Genomic DNA, 17200 nt, shown 5'->3' with positions numbered 1-17200 from the left:
AGCTGAAAACGTCCCCCCTCCGGCCCTCCGGGCCACCTCCCCCCTGAAGGGGGAGGATCTATTGGCGCCGACTTCAAGATGCTCCCCCTCTGGGGGAGCTGTCGCGGAGCGACTGAGGGATCTAACTGACGATGAACGTCGCCGCCTTCCTGGCTCCGACATCCCGCGCCGGCCCAACCACAACCGCCCCGTCGCGGTGCGTCAGATACCCGCCGCCCGGCGCCTGGAACGACACGCCCTTGCCGGCTAGGCCCTTCACGCGCTTGAAGGCAGTCGCCTTGTCGCCCGGCCCAATCGCGACAACACCCCCCTCGACCTTCAGCCCATGCCCCGGTCGCAGGATCGGCTCCAGGATCACCGCTCCGCCCGCGCCGGCCTTCTGGCGCAGCTGGGTCGTGGCCAGCGGCCCCTCGCCGACGGCCACCGCCTCGCCGTCGACGCGCAGAAAGGCGCCCGGACGGTCCAGCGGCGAGAAGCGGTCGGGGATCTCGCCCGCTCCAGCCGGCACGCCGAAGTCGGGCGTCCCGTCGGGCTTGTAGTAGAGGCGCTGCACCCGCGTGTGGCGGTTGGGATCGAACAGCGGGTTGCCCTTGATGGCCTTGTAGTCGCGACCGTGGAACACCAGGACGTCGCGGCCCTGCTCGTCGACGGTGAACGAGTTGTGGCCCGGGCCCCAGACGCCGGTCTCCTCCGTAGACACGAACACCGGCGCCGGCGACTTCGTCCACGAGCCCTGCGCCATCAGGTCGGCGTCCGCGTCGGCGGTCAGCAGCCCCAGGCAGTAGCGGTCGTCGGTGGCGCTGGCCGAGTAGGCGATGAAGACGCGGCCGTTGCGGATCAGCACCGCCGGCGCCTCGGCCACCTTGAAGCCGCGCACCTCCCAGTCCAGCGTCGGCACGGTGAGGCGCACCGGCGGCCGGCCAAGGGTCAGGGGCGTGGCCAGCGGCGCGAGGTAGAGGTTGCTGTTGGTCTCGATCCCCGGCTCCTTCTGCGCCCAGCAGAACCAGCGCACGCCCTTGTGGTGGAAGATCGTCGAGTCGAGGTTGAAGCTGTCCCACGGGGTCTGCACCTCGCCCAGCAGGCTCCAGGTCCCGGTCAGGGCGTTTCTGCCCTCGCAGCGCAGGACGTAGGTGCGAATCCGGAACGGCTGGCCCTTGTCGCCTGCGGCGAAATACATGTGCCACGCGCCGTCCAGCCAATGCAGTTCGGGGGCCCAGATATAGCCGCCCAGCTTGCCTTCCGTCGGCCGCCGCCAGATCACCGCCTCTTGCGCGGTGGACAGTCCCGCCAGGGTGCGCGAGCGGCGCACGACCAGCCGGTCGTACTCCGGCACCGAGCCGGTCAGGTAGTAGTAGCCGTCGGCGTGCTTGAAGACCTGGGCGTCGGCCCGCTGGCGCACGACCGGATTGACCAGCGGGGCGGCTTGCGCCGCCTGCGCGCCGCCCGCCAGGCCACTGAACCCCAAGGCCCCCGCGCCAGCCAGCAGGATGCGTCGCGAAGGCTGCGGGTCGAAAGTCGTCACGGTCGTTTCCTCAAACGCTTCGCGCCTTCGCGCGATTTGTCTGAGTTAAAGCACATCCCTTAGCCAGGCGACCAGCGGAAGGTCGGCCGGCGGCATGTCGTAGTCCGACAACTTGTCAGGCTTCACCCAGGCCATGGCCTTGTGCTCCTTGGCCGTGACCAGCCCCTCCCAGCGACGCAGCAGGTAAAGCGGCATCAGCAGGTGGAACTTCTCGTAGGTGTGCGAGGCGAAGACGAAGGGCGCCAGGCAGGCCTGGGCGACGGTGATCCCCAGCTCCTCGTGCAGTTCGCGGATCAGGCACTCTTCGGGCGTCTCGCCCTTCTCGACCTTGCCGCCCGGGAACTCCCACAGGCCCGCCAGCGACTTGCCCTCGGGGCGCTGGCAGATCAGCACCCGCCCGTCGACGTCGATCAGGGCGGCGGCGGCGACCAGGACGATGGGGCGGTCGGCGGGAGGAGCGGCTGGCGAGTTCATGCCCGATCCATCGCGGGCTTTGCCCACCCTGGCAACTCCCTCGTGGCGACGAACGTTGCCCAGGGGTCATTGCCAAGGAGGAACGCCATGTCGCTGGACGATCGGCTGGTGAAGAGCGGCGACCTGATCGGGGTCGCGGTCACCGATCCCAAGGGCCACAAGCTGGGCGTGATCCGCGAGGTCTTCGTCGACCGCGACGCCGGGATCGGCCGCTATGTCGCCGTGGAGCCCGCCGGCCTGTTCACCGGCGGCAAGTACCACCCCCTGCCCTGGCGCATCCTGACCTTCGACGACAAGGGGCAGGCCTACGCCACCGACCTGTCGAAGGAGCGCTTCAAGGACAGCCCCGCCTACGACCGCGACCAGCTGTCGAGGGCCTCCTACGGCTGGGCCGAGCAGGTGGAGCGGTATTTCGAGGGTTAGGCAGGATGCTCCCCCTTGAGGGGGAGCTGTCGCGAAGCGACTGAGGGGGAAGTGATCGCGGCAGCTCAGCAGCCGCTTCCCCCTCCGACCCTGCGGGCCACCTCCCCCTTGAGGGGGAGGATTTCTACGCCTCCTCCACCGCCGCGACCCGCTTCAGCGCTGCCCCCAATTCCTCCACCATCTCCGGCGTCGTCGCCCACGAGCACATGAAGCGGGCCGAGCCGTCCAGGAAGCGGTAGACGAACCAGCCCTCGCCGCGCAGGCGCTCCAGCGCGGCGTCGCTCATGGTCACGAAGACGCCGTTGGCCTCCACCGGGTGGGCGATCGGATAGGGCATCAGCGCGGCCAGTTTGCGGGCCATGGCGTTGGCGTGCGCCGCGCGGGCCGCCCAGGGTCCCGTCCCGCCGTTCTCGTCCAGCAGCGCCAGCCACGGAGCGGCCAGGAAGCGGCCCTTGGAGACCAGCTGGCCGGCGTGCTTGATCCGCGCGTCCAGGCGGCGGCGATGGGCGGGGTCGAGGAACACCACCGCCTCGGTCGGTGTCGAGCCGGCCTTGGTGCCGCCCATGACCAGGATGTCGACGCCCAGGCGCTTGACGGCCTTCAGGTCGAAGCCCGCCGCCACGGCGTTGGCCAGCCGCGCGCCGTCCAGGTGCACGCCGTAACCCCGGGCCTTGGCCGGATCGATCAGGGCCTTGAGGGCGGCTTCCGAATAGACCGTGCCGTATTCGGTGGCCGTGGTCAGCGACAGGGCCGCGGCCGGCTGGCGGTAGGAGACGTCGGGCTGGGCCAGGGCCGCCTCCAGCGCCGCCGGCTCGATCTTGCCCGAGGCGCCCGGCAGGCCGATCAGCCCCACGCCCTGGCCAAAGAAGCCCGGCGCGCCGGTCTCGTCGGTGCAGATGTGGGCGTGCTCGTGGGCCAGAACCGCCTCGTGCGGCGAGGCCAGCAGGGTCAGGGCGAAGGCGTTGGCCGCCGTGCCCGACGGCATGAACCTGACCTCGGCGTCGACGTCCAGCGCCGCGCGGATCCGATCGCCGGCCGCCTGGCTGACATGGTCGCTCCCATAACCCGACGCCGTACCGGCGTTGGCCGCCATCAGCGCCTCCATCACCTCGGGCATGGCGCCGGCGACGTTGTCGGAGGCGAAGTCGTAGCGGGCCATGGGCGGATCACTCGGCAAGGAAAACAGGCCGCCTCGATGCCGGGCTTTCGCCCCGCGATCAAGCCGCCCCGTCAGGCCGCCGGCGCGGCCCGCAGCGCCCGGATCTTCGGCCACAGCATGTTGACCGCCAGGCCGGCCAGGACGAGGCCCGCCGCCATCAGCTTCCAGGCCGGCAGGCCCTCGCCCAGCAGCAGCGCCGAGGCGCTCATGCCGAACACCGGCACCAGCAGCGCCATCGGCGTGATGGTGGCGGCCGGATGGCGCGCCAGCAGCCAGCCCCAGGCGCCGTAGCCGAACATGGTGTTGCCCACCGCCTGCCAGACGACGGCCAGCCAGGTGCCGAGGTCGGCGCCGAGCACGCCCCTGACCATGGCCGGCCAGCCCTCCAGCCACAGCGCCATGACCAGCAGCGGCGGGATCGAGAACAGGCTGGCCCAGACCACGTAGCCGAGCATGTTCACCGGCCCGGCCTGGCGGGCGACGATGTTGCCGCAGCCCCAGCTGAGCGCCGCCAGCAGGCCCAGCCCCACGCCCAGCGGCGTGGCCGAGCCGCCGCCGTGCAGGGCGATGATCGCGATCCCGGCCACGGCCAGCAGGAGGGCGACAACCTGGAAGCCCCGCACCCGCTCGCGGTTGATCTGCATGGCCAGGGCGATGGTGAAGAACACCTGGGTCTGCAGGATCAGCGAGGCCAGGCCCGGCGAGATGTGACCCTTCATGGCCACGAACAGCAGGCCAAACTGCCCCGCCCCGATCAGCAGCCCGTAGCCGGCCAGATTGAGCCAAGACACGGCCGGCTTCTTGACGAAGAACACCAGCGGCAGCAGCACGAAGGTGAAGCGCAGGGTCGCGAAGGTCAGCGGCGGCAGGTGGTTCAGCGCCTGGCGGATGACCACGAAGTTGGTCCCCCACACCGCCACCACCGCCAGGGCCAGCAGGAAATGGCGAAGCGGCAGGGAACTGGGCATGGACGGGCACTCCTCGGACGGGCCCTAACTAGGCCTTGGGGATGTCGGGGGAAACCGCCTCCTGGCCCATTTTTGTCCGAGCCTCTCCGCGAGGGCCAGGATGTCGCGGCCGAGGGGACGGAATGGCCGCATCATCCGACCACTGAGTATTCAGGCGCACGCGCCACAGTAAACGCGCCCGAAATCACTGTGACGCGGCCGTGAAGTTTTCGCGAAACCCGTAGTCTCCACGGTCAAGTTTAGCACCTCGTTAGGTGTGAAACCGCCATTCACCCTCGCGAGTGGAGGCGTATTTCGATGTTCACCCTGCGCGACACCGTTTCTTCCCTGGCCCCGGCGCGGGCGGAAGATCTCGGCAAGACGCTGTACGAGCGGTTCCGCGAGGAACCCGACACCTTGATCATCCCGGTGCTCGACGCCGACGACCGCCCCGTGGGCCTGGTCGAGCGCAACGCCTTCTTCCTGCGCATGGCCGCCGAGTACGGCCGCGCCCTCTACGCCAACCGCCCCATCGAAGTGCTGATGGACAACCAGCCGCTGGTCGTCGAGGCCGACGTCGAGCTGGCCGCCTTCACCAATGACAGCCTCTCCTACCGGGCCAGCGACCTGCTGCGCGGCTTCATCGTCACCGACGGCGGGCGCTATCTGGGCGTGGGCACGGTGATCGGGCTGCTGCAGGCCGCCAGCGAGACCAACCGCCGCAACCTCGACGCCCTGGCCGAGGCCAAGGCCGACGAGGAACGCGCCCGCACCTTCATGACCGCCGTGGTCGAGTCCATCCCGTCGATGGTGTTCGTCAAGCGCGCTTCGGACCAGAGCTACGTCCTGCTCAACCGCGCCGGCGAGAAGATCCTGGGCTATTCGCGCCAGGAGATGATCGGCCGCACCGACGAGGCCTTCTTCGATCCGGTGCAGGCGGCGATCTATCACGCCCGCGACGCCGAGGTCGTGCGCTCGGGCGAGGTCAAGGTCATCGAGGAGGACCTGATCCCCCGCAAGGACGGCACCACCGCCATCCTGCGCACCAAGAAGATCGCCATTCTCGACGCCGAGGGCCGCCCCGAATACCTGCTGGGCGTCTCCGAGGACATCGCCGAGCGCAAGCGGGCCGAGGCCCAGATCGCCCGCCTGGCGCACTACGATCCGCTGACCGAGCTGCCCAACCGCCTGCTGTTCCACAAGGACCTGTCGGACGCCCTGGCCCGCGCCGCCCGCCGCGAGGACCTGGTGGCCGTGCACTGCGTCGACCTGGACCGCTTCAAGGTGGTCAACGACACCCTGGGCCACCCCGTCGGCGACGCCCTGCTGAAGGCCGCCGCCGAGCGCCTGCGCAACTGCGTCCGCGACGGCGACACCGTGGCCCGCCTGGGCGGCGACGAGTTCGCCGTGGTGCAGATGGGCTTGACCGACCTCTCCGGCGCCACGCGCCTGGCCGCCCGCATCGTCGAGGCCCTGGAGGCGCCGTTCGACCTTCTGGGCCACCAGGTGGTGATCGGCGGCAGCGTCGGCGTCGCCGTCTCGCCCGACGACGGCCTGGACTGCGACGAGCTGCTCAAGAAGGCCGACATGGCCCTCTATCGCGCCAAGGCCGACGGCAAGGGCACCTTCCACTTCTTCGAGCGAGCCATGGACGAGCAGCTGCAGGCTCGCCGCGCCCTGGAGCTGGACCTGCGCAAGGCGCTCGCCGAAGGCCAGTTCGAACTCTTCTACCAGCCGCTGTTCGACCTGGAGGCCGACCGCGTCACCGGCTGCGAGGCCCTGCTGCGCTGGTTCCATCCCGAGCGCGGCATGGTCTCGCCCGGCGAGTTCATCCCCCTGGCCGAGGAGATCGGCCTGATCGGCGCCCTGGGCGACTGGGTGCTGCGCGCCGCCTGCGACGAGGCCGCCCGCTGGCCCCAGCACGTGCGCCTGGCGGTGAACCTGTCGCCCGCCCAGTTCCGCGACCGGCGCCTGGCCGCCACCGTCGTCCAGGCCCTGGCCGCCTCGGGCCTGGCCGCCGAGCGCCTGGAGCTGGAGATCACCGAGAGCGTGCTGCTCCAGGACAGCGCCTCGAACATGGCCATCCTGCACGACCTGAAAGCCCTGGGCGTGCGCATCTCGATGGACGACTTCGGCACGGGCTATTCGTCGCTGAGCTACCTGCGCAGCTTCCCGTTCGACAAGATCAAGATCGACCAGACCTTCGTGCGCGACATCCTCGACGACGCCGACGCCCTGGCGATCATCAAGGCCGTGCTCGACCTGGGCGCCAGCCTGGGCATCACCACCACCGCCGAGGGCGTGGAATCCGAGGAACAGCTGCACGAACTGCGCCGCCAGGGTTGCGGCGAGATCCAGGGCTACTTCATCAGCCGCCCCAAGCCGGCGGCCGAGATCGCCGCGCTGCTGGGGGTGGCGTCCGCCGCCTCGCGCGGGCTGTCGGAGGTGGTGGCGTTTTCGACGGGGGTGTCGGCCTCGGAGATCCTCCCCCCGAAGAGGGAGGCGGCCCGTAGGGCCGGAGGGGGAAGCGGCTGCTGAACCGCCCCGCTCACTTCCCCCTCAGTCGCTCCGCGACAGCTCCCCCTTCAGGGGGAGCATCTTGGCGTTAGTCCCCGCAAACCCTTGCGCCTCAAGGCTCGCTCCAGACCTCGCCCTTGACTTCGCACCTGCGATATACGATATGAGCCCCGCGCCAATCGGCGCTATCGGTGCTCCAGCCGCGTGACGGACCCCACTGGGTTCAGCCTGTCGAGCGCCCTGAAAGCTTCTCATAGACCGCCCGTATCACGCGGGGCGCTCCCCACCGACCCGCCGCCAGGCGAGCCGTGCGAGGACCGCGCGCGCCGTCTCGCGACCGTACGAAAGATACGTCCGCAGTGACTCAATTCACCGACCTTGGCCTGGCCAAGCCGATCCTCAAGGCCCTGGCCGACAAGGGCTACACCCAGCCCACCCCGATCCAGGCCCAGGCCATCCCGATCGTCATGAAGGGCCGCGACCTGCTGGGCATCGCCCAGACCGGCACCGGCAAGACCGCCGCCTTCGCCCTGCCGATCCTGCACCGCCTGGCCGAGGACCGCCGTCCGGCGCCGCGCCGCGGCTTCCGCTGCCTGGTCCTGTCCCCGACCCGTGAACTCGCGACGCAGATTGCCGACAACTTCAAGGCCTACGCCGCGCACCTGGGCCTGTCGGTCGCCACCATCTTCGGCGGCGTGAAGTACGGCCCGCAGATGCGCGCCCTGGCCGCCGGCGTCGACGTGGTCGTCGCCACCCCGGGCCGCCTGATGGACCACCTGGGCGAAAAGAGCGCCACCCTGGGCGGCGTCGAGATCTTCGTGCTCGACGAAGCCGACCAGATGCTCGACCTGGGCTTCGTGGTGCCGATCCGCAAGATCGCCAGCCAGCTGCCCAAGGACCGCCAGAACCTGTTCTTCTCGGCCACCATGCCGGGCGAGATCGGCAAACTGGCCGGCGAGCTGCTGAAGAACCCGGCCTCGGTGTCGATCACCCCGCAGGCCACCACGGTCGAGCGCATCGACCAGTCGCTGATCTACGTCGAGGCCCAGCGCAAGCGTCCGCTGCTGGCCGAGCTGCTGGCCGACAAGGCCGTCGAGCGCTCGATCGTCTTCACCCGCACCAAGCGCGGCGCCGACCGCGTGGCCAAGTACCTGACCGCCGCCGGCATCGAGAGCGCCTCGATCCACGGCGACAAGACGCAGGGCCAGCGCGAGCGCGCCCTGGCCGCCTTCAAGGCCGGCGAGGTCAAGGCCCTGGTGGCGACCGACATCGCCGCCCGCGGCATCGACGTCAACGACATCAGCCACGTGTTCAACTACGAGCTGCCCAACGTGCCGGAGGCCTATGTCCACCGGATCGGCCGCACCGCCCGCAAGGGCAAGGACGGCGTCGCCATCAGCTTCTGCTCGGACGACGAGCGCAGCCTGCTGAAGGACATCGAGAAGGCCACCCGCCAGAAGATCCCGTCCTTCGACCGCCGCAACGACAAGGCCCTGGCGGCCGCCGCGGCCGTCGCCGACAAGCTGGCTCCGGCCGAGAAGTACGTCGACCCGCGCAAGGCCGACCCGCGCAACAACGTCCCGTCGGAACTGCGCCGCAAGCGCAACCGCAACGGCGGCGGCCAGGGCAAGAGCGCCCAAGGCAAGGGCGGCCAGGGCGGCGGCCAGCAGGCCCAGGGTCGTGGCGAGGGTCGTAACGGCGGCCGCGGCAAGGGCGGCGGTCAAGGCCAGGGGCAAGGCAAGGCGGCGGCCGCCGGCGGCGACTTCCGCGGTCCCAAGCGCGGCGTCCAGCAGGTCGAGACCCGCTGGAACCCCATCGACTGATCGGCCAAAAGCCGATGCTTCAAAGGCCGCCTCCCCCGAGGCGGCCTTTTTTTACGCCCTCCCCAGGGTCGAGCAAGCTCGCCCTCCCGGCGAAAACCACAGCCCTGAGCCGAGCCGACTGCGACGCTTGCGCGCAGGGGTCGCGTCCCTCCCTTGCAACCCGCCGGACCGTCTGGCCATTGTTCGCCCGGACCCGGCTTTAGGGGAGCCGGTGGGAGGGACAGAACGCCATGCCGCAGGGCGAAGGGCGGAGCTTGCCTGCGTTCACGCGCCTGGCCGGCGGGGAAATGGCCGAGCGCGTGAAGGCTTTCGACTGGTCGAAGACCCCGCTGGGTCCGCGCGCGGCGTGGTCGCCCAGCCTGGCGCTGGCCGTCGACATGCTGATGGCCACCAACTTCCCCATGGCCCTGCGCTGGGGCCCCGAACTGATCCTGATCTACAACGACGCCTACGCGCCCTCGCTGCGCGAGCGTCATCCCGACGCGCTGGGCCGGCCCTTCACCCAGCATTCGGACGCCTTCCGCGCCACCCTGCTGGGCATCCACCAGGACATCCTGTCGGGCGAGAGCGGCGGCTACGCGCTGGAGCGCATGCCGCTGCAGGTCGAGCGCGAGGCCGGCGAGGCCCGCCTGGCCCATTTCGCCGTCAGCTACAGCCCGGTGCCCGACCAGACCGCCCCCAGCGGCGTCGGCGGCGTGCTGATCTCGGCCGTCGAGATCACCGGCGCGGTCGAGACCGAGAAGGAGCTGCGCGCCACGAGGGCCCGCTACGACATGGCCCTGGACGCCGCCGGCGGCGTCGGCGCCTGGGAGTGGGACATCAAGGCCAATCGCGTCTATTGCGACGCCCGCTACGCCCAGCTGCATCAGGTGGATCCCACCTTCGCCTCCCAGGGCCTGCCGGCCCAGAGCTTCACCCCCGCGGTCCACGACGAGGATCGCGAGCGGGTGCGCCAGATCGCCCTGGCGGCGATGCAGACCGGCGGAGACTTCGCCGACGAGTACCGCCTGGTGCAGGCCGACGGCTCGGTGCGCTGGGTGGCGGCCAGCGGCCACTGCTATCTCGACGCCGACGGGCAGGCCGACCGCAACGCCGGCGTCGTGTTCGACATCACCGAGCGCAAGCGGATGGAAGGCCAGCTGCTGGAGGCCCGCCTCGACCGCGACATCGCCATGGAGGCCGCCGGCATGGGCCGCTGGGACCATAACCCCAGCACCGGCCAGCGCTATTGGGACAAGCGATCGTGCGAGATGTTCGGCGTGGCCGAGCCCGGCCCGCAGGACTTCGACAGCTTCCTGGCCCTGTTGCATCCCGACGATGTCGACACCGTGCTGGCGGCGGTGGCGGCCGCCACCGATCCGGACGGCGACGGGCTGATCAATGTCGAGTACCGCATCGTCCGTCCCTCCGACGGCGCCCTGCGCTGGATCGAGGTGTTCGGCCGGGCCTATTTCGAGCGCGGCGCCTGCGTGCGCTTCGTCGGCGTCGGCTCGGACGTCACCGAGCGCAAGGAGGCCGCCCGCAAGCTGGTCTCGCAGGAGGAGACCCTGCGCCTGGCCATCGAGGCCGCCGACGTCGGCACCTGGGACCTCGACATCAGGAACGACGTCCTGACCTGGTCGGACCGCTGCTACGCCATGTTCGGCGTCGCGCCGGGCACGCCCGTCGTGCGCGACGACTTCTACACCAACCTTCACCCGTCCGACCGCGACGCGGTGCGCGAGGCCCTGCGCCGCACGCTGGATGGCCGCATCCGCGCCGACTACGACGTCGAGTTCCGCGTCATCGGCCGCGAGGACGGGGTCGAGCGCTGGCTGTCGGCCAAGGGCAAGGCCTTCTTCGACAACGAAGGCAAGCCGATCCGGATGATCGGCACCACCGTCAACATCACCGACCGCAAGCGCGCCGAACTGCACCTTCGGCTGCTGGTCAACGAGCTGAACCACCGCGTGAAGAACTCGCTGGCCACCATCCAGGCCATCGCCGGCCAGACCTTCCACGCCGCCCGCTCGCTGCCGGCCGCGCAGGAGGCCTTCACCGCCCGCATCATCGCCCTGTCCGAAGCCCACGACGTGCTGACCCGCGAGAACTGGGAGGGCGCCGACCTGCTGGACGTGGTCGACCGCCTGGTCGCTCTGCACGGCGGCGAGGGCCGCTTCGTGCTCGATGGTCCGTCGGTGCGGCTGTCGCCCCGCCCGGCCCTGTCGCTGTCGATGGCGCTGCACGAACTGGCCACCAACGCGGTGAAGTACGGCGCCCTCTCGCGCCAGGGCGGCCAGGTGACGATCAGTTGGAGCGTCGACTACAGCGGCGTGCCGCGCCTTTCCCTGCGCTGGCGCGAAAGCGGCGGCCCGCCGGTGGTCGCCCCCACCCGCCGCGGCTTCGGCTCGCGCCTGATCGAGCGCGGCCTGGCCTCGGAACTGTCGGGCGAAGCGCGCATCGACTTCAAGCCCGAGGGCGTGGAGTGCGCGATCACGGCGCTGCTGGACTGCTGACCAAAGGACCCTCTCCCCATGGGAGAGCTGTCGGCGAAGCCGACTGAGGGGGGTCACGCCATCCGCAGCACCTTGGCGATCTGCTCGTCGCTGCGGCGCAGGGCCAGCATGGCCAGGCCCGCGCAGGCCAGCGGTATCGCCGCCCACGGCGCGAAGCCAGCCACCGCCAGGCCGGTGGTCACTGCCAGCAAGGCCGAGACCACCACCTCGGCCAGGGTCGCGAACCACGACGCGCCGCGGCGGCGCTTGAAGTCCGCCCGCTTGCCCGGCTTCTGATGCCAGACGTTGATCAGGCCGCAAGCCCAGGCCGACAGCCCCGCGCCCAGTGTCGTCCACAGCGCGGTGACCGGGGCCAGCCACAGCAGGAGGCCCAGCGGAACCACCAGCAGCAGCGCCACCGGCAGCAGGGCGGCGGCCAGCTTGGCGCGGCGCAGGCTGCGGGTGGCGGCCGGCGACACGGCCAGCAGGTCGGGGCTCTCCTCGGCCGACAGGGTGATCCAGGCGAGGCTCCCGGCCACCTGCCCGGCCAGGAACACCACGACCCCCGCGCCGCCGGCCAGGGCCGCGCCGCCGTCCCCGTGACCGGCGTTGCGGCTGAGGATCACGGCGGTCGGCACCAGGTAGAGCACCCGCAGCAGCACCTGCGACAGCAGGCTGGCATCGCGCAGGATCAGCCGCAGCTCCTTGGCCAGGGTGGCGGCGAACACCCCGCCCGCGAAGGCCCGGTCACGACCCTTGGCGGGCCTGGCGGCCGAGGCTTCGGCCCCTTGCGTGACCGCCGCGGCGTCGGCGAAGCGCTTGCCCAGCGACAGCGCCGCCAGCGCGAAAGCCCCCGCGCCGATCGCCAGCATCGCCAGCAGCGGCAGCGGCTCGCCCAGCATCGCCTTCAGCGGCCAGTAGCCGACCGGCGGGATCTTCATGCGGCCTTCGGCGGCCTCGCGCGCCAGGGACTGGAACAGGCTCTCGCTGGCCCGCTCGCCCATCAGCGTGCGGATCTGGCTGACCAGGAAGAAGGCCGCGCCCGTCAGGGCCGCCAGCACCTGGGCCACGGTGCGCGTGCGGCGGGGACCGATCAGCCGGAACAGGAACATGGCCAGGGTCAGGCCCGTGGCGGTGGCCAGCAGGGCCAGGGCCGCCAGCACGCCGAACAGGCCCAGCCACTCCGGATGCCCGAGGATGATCGCCGGCCCCAGGAGCGGCGTGACGAAGATCAGGAACACCGTCAGCACGCCGGTCGCCACGCCCATGGCGCGGACGAACAGCACCGTGCGCGGCGCGATCGGCGAGGAGAACAGCAAATCGAGGTCGCCGCGCTCGTAGAGCGCCTCGCTGGCGGCCGCCATGGTCTGGGACAGCATCAGGGTGAAGGCCGTGGCGCAGCAGGCCAGGGCGATGGCGGCCGACAGCGGGATGACCGGCACGTCCAGCTTGCGCAAGGCCAGGCCGATGATCACCCCGCCGCTCAGCATCACCAGCGCCAGGACCGCAAGGCCGATCATCGCCCCGACGCCGCCCATGGCCCGCTTGCCGGTCAGGGCGCGAAAGCTCAGCCGCATCTCGTGGGCGAGCAGCCAGGCCACTCCGCCGGGACGCAGCAGGCTCACGCGGGCGCTCCGTCGGCGGTCAGTTGCAGGAAGACGTCTTCCAGGGTGTCGCCGCCGCCCTGCCCGGCCTGCGATCTCAGGGCGTCTAGCGTGCCCTCGGCCAGCAGGCGGCCGCCGGCGATGATGCCGATGCGGTCGGCCATGCGCTCGGCGACCTCGAGGATGTGGGTGGTCAGGATCACCGTGCCGCCAGCGTCGACGCGGGCCTGCAACATGTCCTTGACCAGCCGCGCCGAGGCCGCGTCCAGGCCGGTCAGCGGCTCGTCGAGGATCAGCAAGCGAGGATCGTGGATCAGCGCCCCGGCCAGGGCCACCTTCTGCTTCATGCCGCGCGAGAAGCCCTCGCACCGCCGCCTTGCCTCCGACGCCAGGCCCAGGGTCTCCAGCAGCTCCTGCGCCCGCGCCTTGGCGTGCCTGGGCTCGACGTTCCACAGGCCGGCCACGAACTCCAGATATTCCAGCGGGGTCAGCCGGTCGTAGATCATCGCCTCGTCCGGCGCCCAGGCGGTCACCGCCTTGGCCGCCGCCGGATCGGCCAGGGCGTCGACCCCGAAGATGCTGATCGATCCCCTGTCGGGCTTGGTCAGGCCCGCCACCATCCGCAGCGTCGTGGTCTTGCCCGCGCCGTTCGGCCCCAGCAGCGCATAGAGCTCGCCGGGGTGCACCGTCAGGTCCAGCTCGCGCACGGCGGGCTTGGAGAAGGTCTTGTCCAGCCCCCGGACGATCAAGGCTTCGGTCACGCTGGCTGCCCCCATGCAATCACGGCGGGCATGTGATCGCGATTGGGCGGGGGGCGCAAGGCGGAGGGCAGATGGGCCGCAATCGACGCGCCCCCTACGCCACCCGCGTTTCGACCTTCACGCCGGCGGTCAGCATCTTGTGCACCGGGCAGGCCTCGGCGATTTCCAGCAGGCGCTGGCGCTGCTCGGCGTCGAGGTCGCCGGATAGGCTGATCACCCGGTCGAAGACGTCGGCCGGGACCTGGCCGGGCAGGCGCCGCCAGGTGGTCTCCACTCGCACCGCGCCCAGGGCCCAGCCCTTGCGCCTGGCGTAGAGGCGCAGCGTCTGGGTCGTGCAGGCCGCCAGGCCCGCGGCGACCAGGTCATGCGGATTGGGGCCGGTGTCCAGCCCGCCCTCGGACGGCTTCAGGTCGCCGGCCAGGCGCGAGGGCCCGGCCGTGACCAGGATCTGCACGCCGCCGTGGCCGCTGTCCTCGGCGATGGCGGAAGGGCGGGCGATGTCGGTCATGGCGAGGATCCTGCGTCGGTCGGGAACGCCAATGTGGCGCCTTGCCCGATCCGGTGCTTGGTCGAATCCGCGCGAACGTGAAGGTTCAGGCGGCCGCGCCGGCCCCGACCTTGAACAGGTGCGTGGCGCCGCGCCAGACCTCGACCTCGTTGCAGCCGCGATGCATGTCGAACAGCTCGTTGGCCCTCAGGCGCGCGGCATGATCGTCGGCGCAGGCCGTGACGTCGAAACGTGGAACCGAGCCGTCGCGCTCGACACAGAAGAAGGTGAACACCTGCATGGGAACGATGCGTCCTCATCAGGCGGGCCGTGTCCATGTTCGATGGGCGGGGCCGCAGCGCCAGCTGACTTCCGCAGCCGGCTCTTGAGAACCCAATATAATGATCGGCGTTCGATTCACCATAGGGGTTCGGTTTCCTAACAGGACTCAGTTGGGGACGAATCCCGTGACCAGGGAATCCGTCGCCGAGACGGTGGTTCCAATTCCGCGTGAATGCGCTTTCCCTGGGCGTCATCACGCACTAGGTTCGCCAACCTTTCGCAAACGGCGACGTTAAGAGACTCATGGCCGCGCACTATCTCGATTTCGAGCGACCCATCGCCGACCTGGAAGCCAAGATCGAAGAGCTTTCAAAGCTTTCCGAGACGGCGGGTCCTGGCGCGTTCGACAGCGAGATCGGCGCCCTGCGCGAGCGCGTGCAGGTCCTGCGCAAGGAAGCCTATGCCGGCCTCGACGCCTGGCAGAAGACCATGGTCGCCCGCCACCCGCAGCGTCCGCACCTGCGTGATTATGTCGCGGGCCTGATCGACGAGTTCGTCGAGCTGCGCGGCGACCGCAAGTTCGCCGACGACCAGGCCATCGTCGGCGGCCTTGGCCGTTTCCGCGGCATGCCGGTGGTCGTGATGGGCCACGAGAAGGGCTACGACACCACCACCCGCCTGAAGCACAACTTCGGCATGGCCCGCCCCGAGGGCTACCGCAAGGCCGTGCGCCTGATGGACATGGCCGAGCGCTTCAACCTGCCGGTCGTCACCTTCGTCGACACCGCCGGCGCCTATCCGGGCCTGGGCGCCGAGGAACGCGGCCAGGCCGAGGCCATCGCCCGCTCGACCGAGCGCTGCCTGACCTTGGGCACGCCGATGGTGGCCACGGTCACCGGTGAAGGCGGCTCGGGCGGCGCCATCGCCCTGGCTGGCGCCAACCGCGTGCTGATCCTCGAGCACTCGATCTATTCGGTGATCTCGCCGGAAGGCGCGGCCTCGATCCTGTGGCGCGACGGCGCCCGGGCCAAGGACGCGGCGACCAACATGAAGATCACCGCCCAGGACCTGATCAAGCTGCGCATCGTCGACCGCATCGTCGAGGAACCGGCGGGCGGCGCCCATTCGGATCCGGAAGCCGCCATCAAGGCCGTCGGCGACGCGGTCGAGGACGAGCTGAAGAAGCTGTCGCTGCTGACTCCCGCCGAACTGAAGCGCCAGCGCGCCGAGCGCTTCTACGCCATCGGCCGCGAAGGCCTGCAGTAGCCCCTACTCCCGTAAAATCCCCGCTTTCGCGGGGGTTTTAAGGTTTGGGGCGGTGGCGCTCCGCAAGATCTTCGGGCGCCATGTCACAAGACGAGCACCCGTCTCGTCCTGATCTTCGAAGCCCCTTTTCAGGGGCAGCAACGAGGATCAGGACCATGAGCGACACCGCCGCCTTCCGCCACGACAAGAACGTCCCCGCCGTCTACCAGGCCTTCATCGCCGCCGAGCAGGCGGTGGCCGCGGCCGGCGTCGCCCCTCGCCTGCTCCACCTCGTCAAGCTACGCGCCTCGCAGCTGAACGACTGCGCCTTCTGCGTGAAGATGCATTCCAAGGAAGCCCGCGACGACGGCGAGACCAACGAGCGCCTCGACCGCCTGACCGTCTGGCGGCACGTGGCCGACTACACCCCCGCCGAGAAGGCCGCCCTGGCCTGGACCGAGGCCCTGACCAAGCTGCCGGCCAAGGTCGACCTGGCCCCGCTGCGGGCCGAGCTGCGGGCCCACTACAGCGAGGTCGAGGCCAGCGCCCTGACCGCCCTGGTGGCGATGATCAACCTGTGGAACCGCCTGGGCGTCTCGGCTCACTGAACCGGCGTTGAACACCCCGCCATGCGGGGCGTTGCCCAAGCTGCACCTGCTAGAGGAGACGCCCGCATGGCCCAGACCTTCGAAGACGCGCTCGAGACCGTGCTGGCCTGGCTGGAAGCGCCGCCGTCATCAGGCACGGCCGAGGAAGCCCGCTTCCTGGCGGCGATCGAACGCGTGCTGGCCGAACCCGACGGTTCGGAGGCCAACGCCGAGCAGGCCGCCGCCATCGAGGACATTGTCCGCGTCGACGACGACCTGCGCCAGCGCCTCGCCAAGCTCGCGAACGCCCACCGCAACCCCTTCGGCGACCATCCCGACGGCATCGGCCCGACCCTGGGCATGGACCTGGGGACGCGTAGCAAGGATTGACCGGCCCGCCCCACGCCCGCAGCTTGACCGTACCGAACGCGGCGCTGCATCTGCCCTCATGCGCAACTTCTGCACGATGGGGACTGACATGCCATTCTCGAAACTTTCCGGACGCCGCCTGATCGCCGCGTTGGCCGGCGCCGCGTTCGCCGCCGCCCTGGCCACCCAGGCCGCCGCCAGCAGCAGCCAGGCGGGCACGATCAGCGCCATCCTGCCGCTGCGCCACGGCGTCGTGCTGTTCAATCACAGCGGCTCGCGCACGGCGACGCCGGCCTGTCACACCATCCCTGGCCGCTGGGCGATCGACGCCAGCACCACGGCGGGCCAGGCGGCGTTGTCGGTGCTGATGTCGGCCTACCTGTCGGGCAAGCAGATCGCCGTCCTCGGACAGGGCAACTGCAGCAGCCACAGCGACACCGAGGCCGTCGAGCATTTCGTCATCGTCGACTGAGCGCTCACGCCCTACGTCCACGAAAAAGCCCGCCCCGGTCTCCCGGGGCGGGCT

16 protein-coding genes are annotated in these 17200 nt (G+C 70.4%); 8 read left to right on the top strand and 8 right to left on the bottom strand.

Translation table 11 applies throughout. The annotated features are described in order from the left end of the window. Window positions 1-121: 121 nt before the first annotated feature. Together V6S85_RS14060 and mutT are read right to left on the bottom strand one after the other, a co-directional pair. Window positions 122-1522: a glycoside hydrolase family 43 protein gene (locus tag V6S85_RS14060; RefSeq protein ID WP_334349282.1), complete on the bottom strand. Its 1401-nt coding sequence runs from the start codon at window positions 1520-1522 to the stop codon at window positions 122-124. A gap of 45 nt (window positions 1523-1567) precedes the next feature. Continuing rightward, a complete protein-coding gene (mutT, locus tag V6S85_RS14055) occupies window positions 1568-1996 on the bottom strand; it encodes an 8-oxo-dGTP diphosphatase MutT (RefSeq protein WP_116569814.1) in 429 nt (142 codons plus the stop codon). An 87-nt stretch (window positions 1997-2083) separates the two neighbouring features. On the opposite strand from mutT, the gene V6S85_RS14050 reads away from it, so the two are divergent. After that, the gene (locus V6S85_RS14050; RefSeq protein WP_334349281.1) at window positions 2084-2419 is read left to right on the top strand and encodes a PRC-barrel domain-containing protein; all 336 of its coding nucleotides are present in this window, start codon (window positions 2084-2086) and stop codon (window positions 2417-2419) included. A 124-nt stretch (window positions 2420-2543) separates the two neighbouring features. Here the strand turns inward: V6S85_RS14050 and V6S85_RS14045 are convergent, their stop codons facing one another. Continuing rightward, complete coding sequence (locus V6S85_RS14045) at window positions 2544-3578, bottom strand: beta-eliminating lyase-related protein (protein ID WP_334349280.1); 1035 nt, start codon at window positions 3576-3578, stop codon at window positions 2544-2546. Window positions 3579-3649: 71 nt separating this feature from the next. Next, a complete protein-coding gene (locus V6S85_RS14040; RefSeq protein ID WP_116569811.1) occupies window positions 3650-4546 on the bottom strand; it encodes an EamA family transporter in 897 nt (298 codons plus the stop codon). A gap of 297 nt (window positions 4547-4843) precedes the next feature. Here V6S85_RS14040 and V6S85_RS14035 point away from each other — a divergent pair, with 297 nt between their 5' ends. The 3 genes from V6S85_RS14035 (at window position 4844) to V6S85_RS14025 (ending at window position 11360) form a co-directional block, all read left to right on the top strand. After that, the gene (locus tag V6S85_RS14035; protein ID WP_442885668.1) at window positions 4844-7063 is read left to right on the top strand and encodes a putative bifunctional diguanylate cyclase/phosphodiesterase; all 2220 of its coding nucleotides are present in this window, start codon (window positions 4844-4846) and stop codon (window positions 7061-7063) included. Between the two features lie 338 nt (window positions 7064-7401). Beyond that, on the top strand, window positions 7402-8865 hold the full coding sequence (locus tag V6S85_RS14030) for a DEAD/DEAH box helicase (protein WP_334349279.1): 1464 nt from the start codon (window positions 7402-7404) through the stop codon (window positions 8863-8865). A gap of 254 nt (window positions 8866-9119) precedes the next feature. Then, window positions 9120-11360 carry a sensor histidine kinase gene (locus V6S85_RS14025; protein ID WP_334349278.1) on the top strand — a complete coding sequence of 747 codons (2241 nt, stop codon included), beginning with the start codon at window positions 9120-9122 and terminating at the stop codon, window positions 11358-11360. Window positions 11361-11413: 53 nt separating this feature from the next. Here V6S85_RS14025 and V6S85_RS14020 read toward each other — a convergent pair whose 3' ends face one another. From V6S85_RS14020 to V6S85_RS14005, 4 genes are all read right to left on the bottom strand, one after another. Then, window positions 11414-12964 (bottom strand): hypothetical protein, encoded by a 1551-nt coding sequence (locus V6S85_RS14020; RefSeq protein WP_116569807.1) that lies wholly within the window; start codon window positions 12962-12964, stop codon window positions 11414-11416. Next, on the bottom strand, window positions 12961-13719 hold the full coding sequence (locus tag V6S85_RS14015; protein WP_334349277.1) for an ABC transporter ATP-binding protein: 759 nt from the start codon (window positions 13717-13719) through the stop codon (window positions 12961-12963). Before V6S85_RS14015 ends, V6S85_RS14020 begins: the two co-directional genes overlap by 4 nt. 79 nt (window positions 13720-13798) lie before the next feature. Next, window positions 13799-14212 (bottom strand): OsmC family protein, encoded by a 414-nt coding sequence (locus V6S85_RS14010; RefSeq protein ID WP_334349276.1) that lies wholly within the window; start codon window positions 14210-14212, stop codon window positions 13799-13801. An 85-nt stretch (window positions 14213-14297) separates the two neighbouring features. Beyond that, window positions 14298-14492: a hypothetical protein gene (locus V6S85_RS14005; RefSeq protein ID WP_058350467.1), complete on the bottom strand. Its 195-nt coding sequence runs from the start codon at window positions 14490-14492 to the stop codon at window positions 14298-14300. A gap of 284 nt (window positions 14493-14776) precedes the next feature. On the opposite strand from V6S85_RS14005, the gene V6S85_RS14000 reads away from it, so the two are divergent. The 4 genes from V6S85_RS14000 to V6S85_RS13985 all read left to right on the top strand — a co-directional run bounded on the left by V6S85_RS14000 (window position 14777) and on the right by V6S85_RS13985 (window position 17146). Continuing rightward, the gene (locus V6S85_RS14000) at window positions 14777-15739 is read left to right on the top strand and encodes an acetyl-CoA carboxylase carboxyltransferase subunit alpha (RefSeq protein ID WP_058350468.1); all 963 of its coding nucleotides are present in this window, start codon (window positions 14777-14779) and stop codon (window positions 15737-15739) included. A gap of 155 nt (window positions 15740-15894) precedes the next feature. Next, window positions 15895-16326: a carboxymuconolactone decarboxylase family protein gene (locus tag V6S85_RS13995; protein WP_334349275.1), complete on the top strand. Its 432-nt coding sequence runs from the start codon at window positions 15895-15897 to the stop codon at window positions 16324-16326. 66 nt (window positions 16327-16392) lie between these two features. Beyond that, window positions 16393-16695 carry a hypothetical protein gene (locus V6S85_RS13990; protein ID WP_334349274.1) on the top strand — a complete coding sequence of 101 codons (303 nt, stop codon included), beginning with the start codon at window positions 16393-16395 and terminating at the stop codon, window positions 16693-16695. 88 nt (window positions 16696-16783) lie between these two features. Then, on the top strand, window positions 16784-17146 hold the full coding sequence (locus tag V6S85_RS13985) for a hypothetical protein (protein ID WP_116569803.1): 363 nt from the start codon (window positions 16784-16786) through the stop codon (window positions 17144-17146). Window positions 17147-17200 lie beyond the last annotated feature (54 nt).

Source organism: Caulobacter sp. CCNWLW153, assembly GCF_036889365.1.
Taxonomy (GTDB): domain Bacteria; phylum Pseudomonadota; class Alphaproteobacteria; order Caulobacterales; family Caulobacteraceae; genus Caulobacter; species Caulobacter radicis.
The sequence above is the reverse complement of the archived record's forward strand: the minus strand, read 5'-3'. Positions and strand labels throughout refer to the sequence as shown.

Coding starts and splice junctions, on each gene's coding strand:
- V6S85_RS13985 (WP_116569803.1), top strand. CDS start 16,784: ATGCCATTCTCGAAACTTTCCGGACGCCGCCTGATCGCCGCGTTGGCC.
- V6S85_RS14045 (WP_334349280.1), bottom strand. CDS start 3,578: ATGGCCCGCTACGACTTCGCCTCCGACAACGTCGCCGGCGCCATGCCC.
- V6S85_RS14050 (WP_334349281.1), top strand. CDS start 2,084: ATGTCGCTGGACGATCGGCTGGTGAAGAGCGGCGACCTGATCGGGGTC.
- V6S85_RS14015 (WP_334349277.1), bottom strand. CDS start 13,719: ATGGGGGCAGCCAGCGTGACCGAAGCCTTGATCGTCCGGGGGCTGGAC.
- V6S85_RS14035 (WP_442885668.1), top strand. CDS start 4,844: ATGTTCACCCTGCGCGACACCGTTTCTTCCCTGGCCCCGGCGCGGGCG.
- V6S85_RS13990 (WP_334349274.1), top strand. CDS start 16,393: ATGGCCCAGACCTTCGAAGACGCGCTCGAGACCGTGCTGGCCTGGCTG.
- mutT (WP_116569814.1), bottom strand. CDS start 1,996: ATGAACTCGCCAGCCGCTCCTCCCGCCGACCGCCCCATCGTCCTGGTC.
- V6S85_RS14040 (WP_116569811.1), bottom strand. CDS start 4,546: ATGCCCAGTTCCCTGCCGCTTCGCCATTTCCTGCTGGCCCTGGCGGTG.
- V6S85_RS14005 (WP_058350467.1), bottom strand. CDS start 14,492: ATGCAGGTGTTCACCTTCTTCTGTGTCGAGCGCGACGGCTCGGTTCCA.
- V6S85_RS13995 (WP_334349275.1), top strand. CDS start 15,895: ATGAGCGACACCGCCGCCTTCCGCCACGACAAGAACGTCCCCGCCGTC.
- V6S85_RS14000 (WP_058350468.1), top strand. CDS start 14,777: ATGGCCGCGCACTATCTCGATTTCGAGCGACCCATCGCCGACCTGGAA.
- V6S85_RS14010 (WP_334349276.1), bottom strand. CDS start 14,212: ATGACCGACATCGCCCGCCCTTCCGCCATCGCCGAGGACAGCGGCCAC.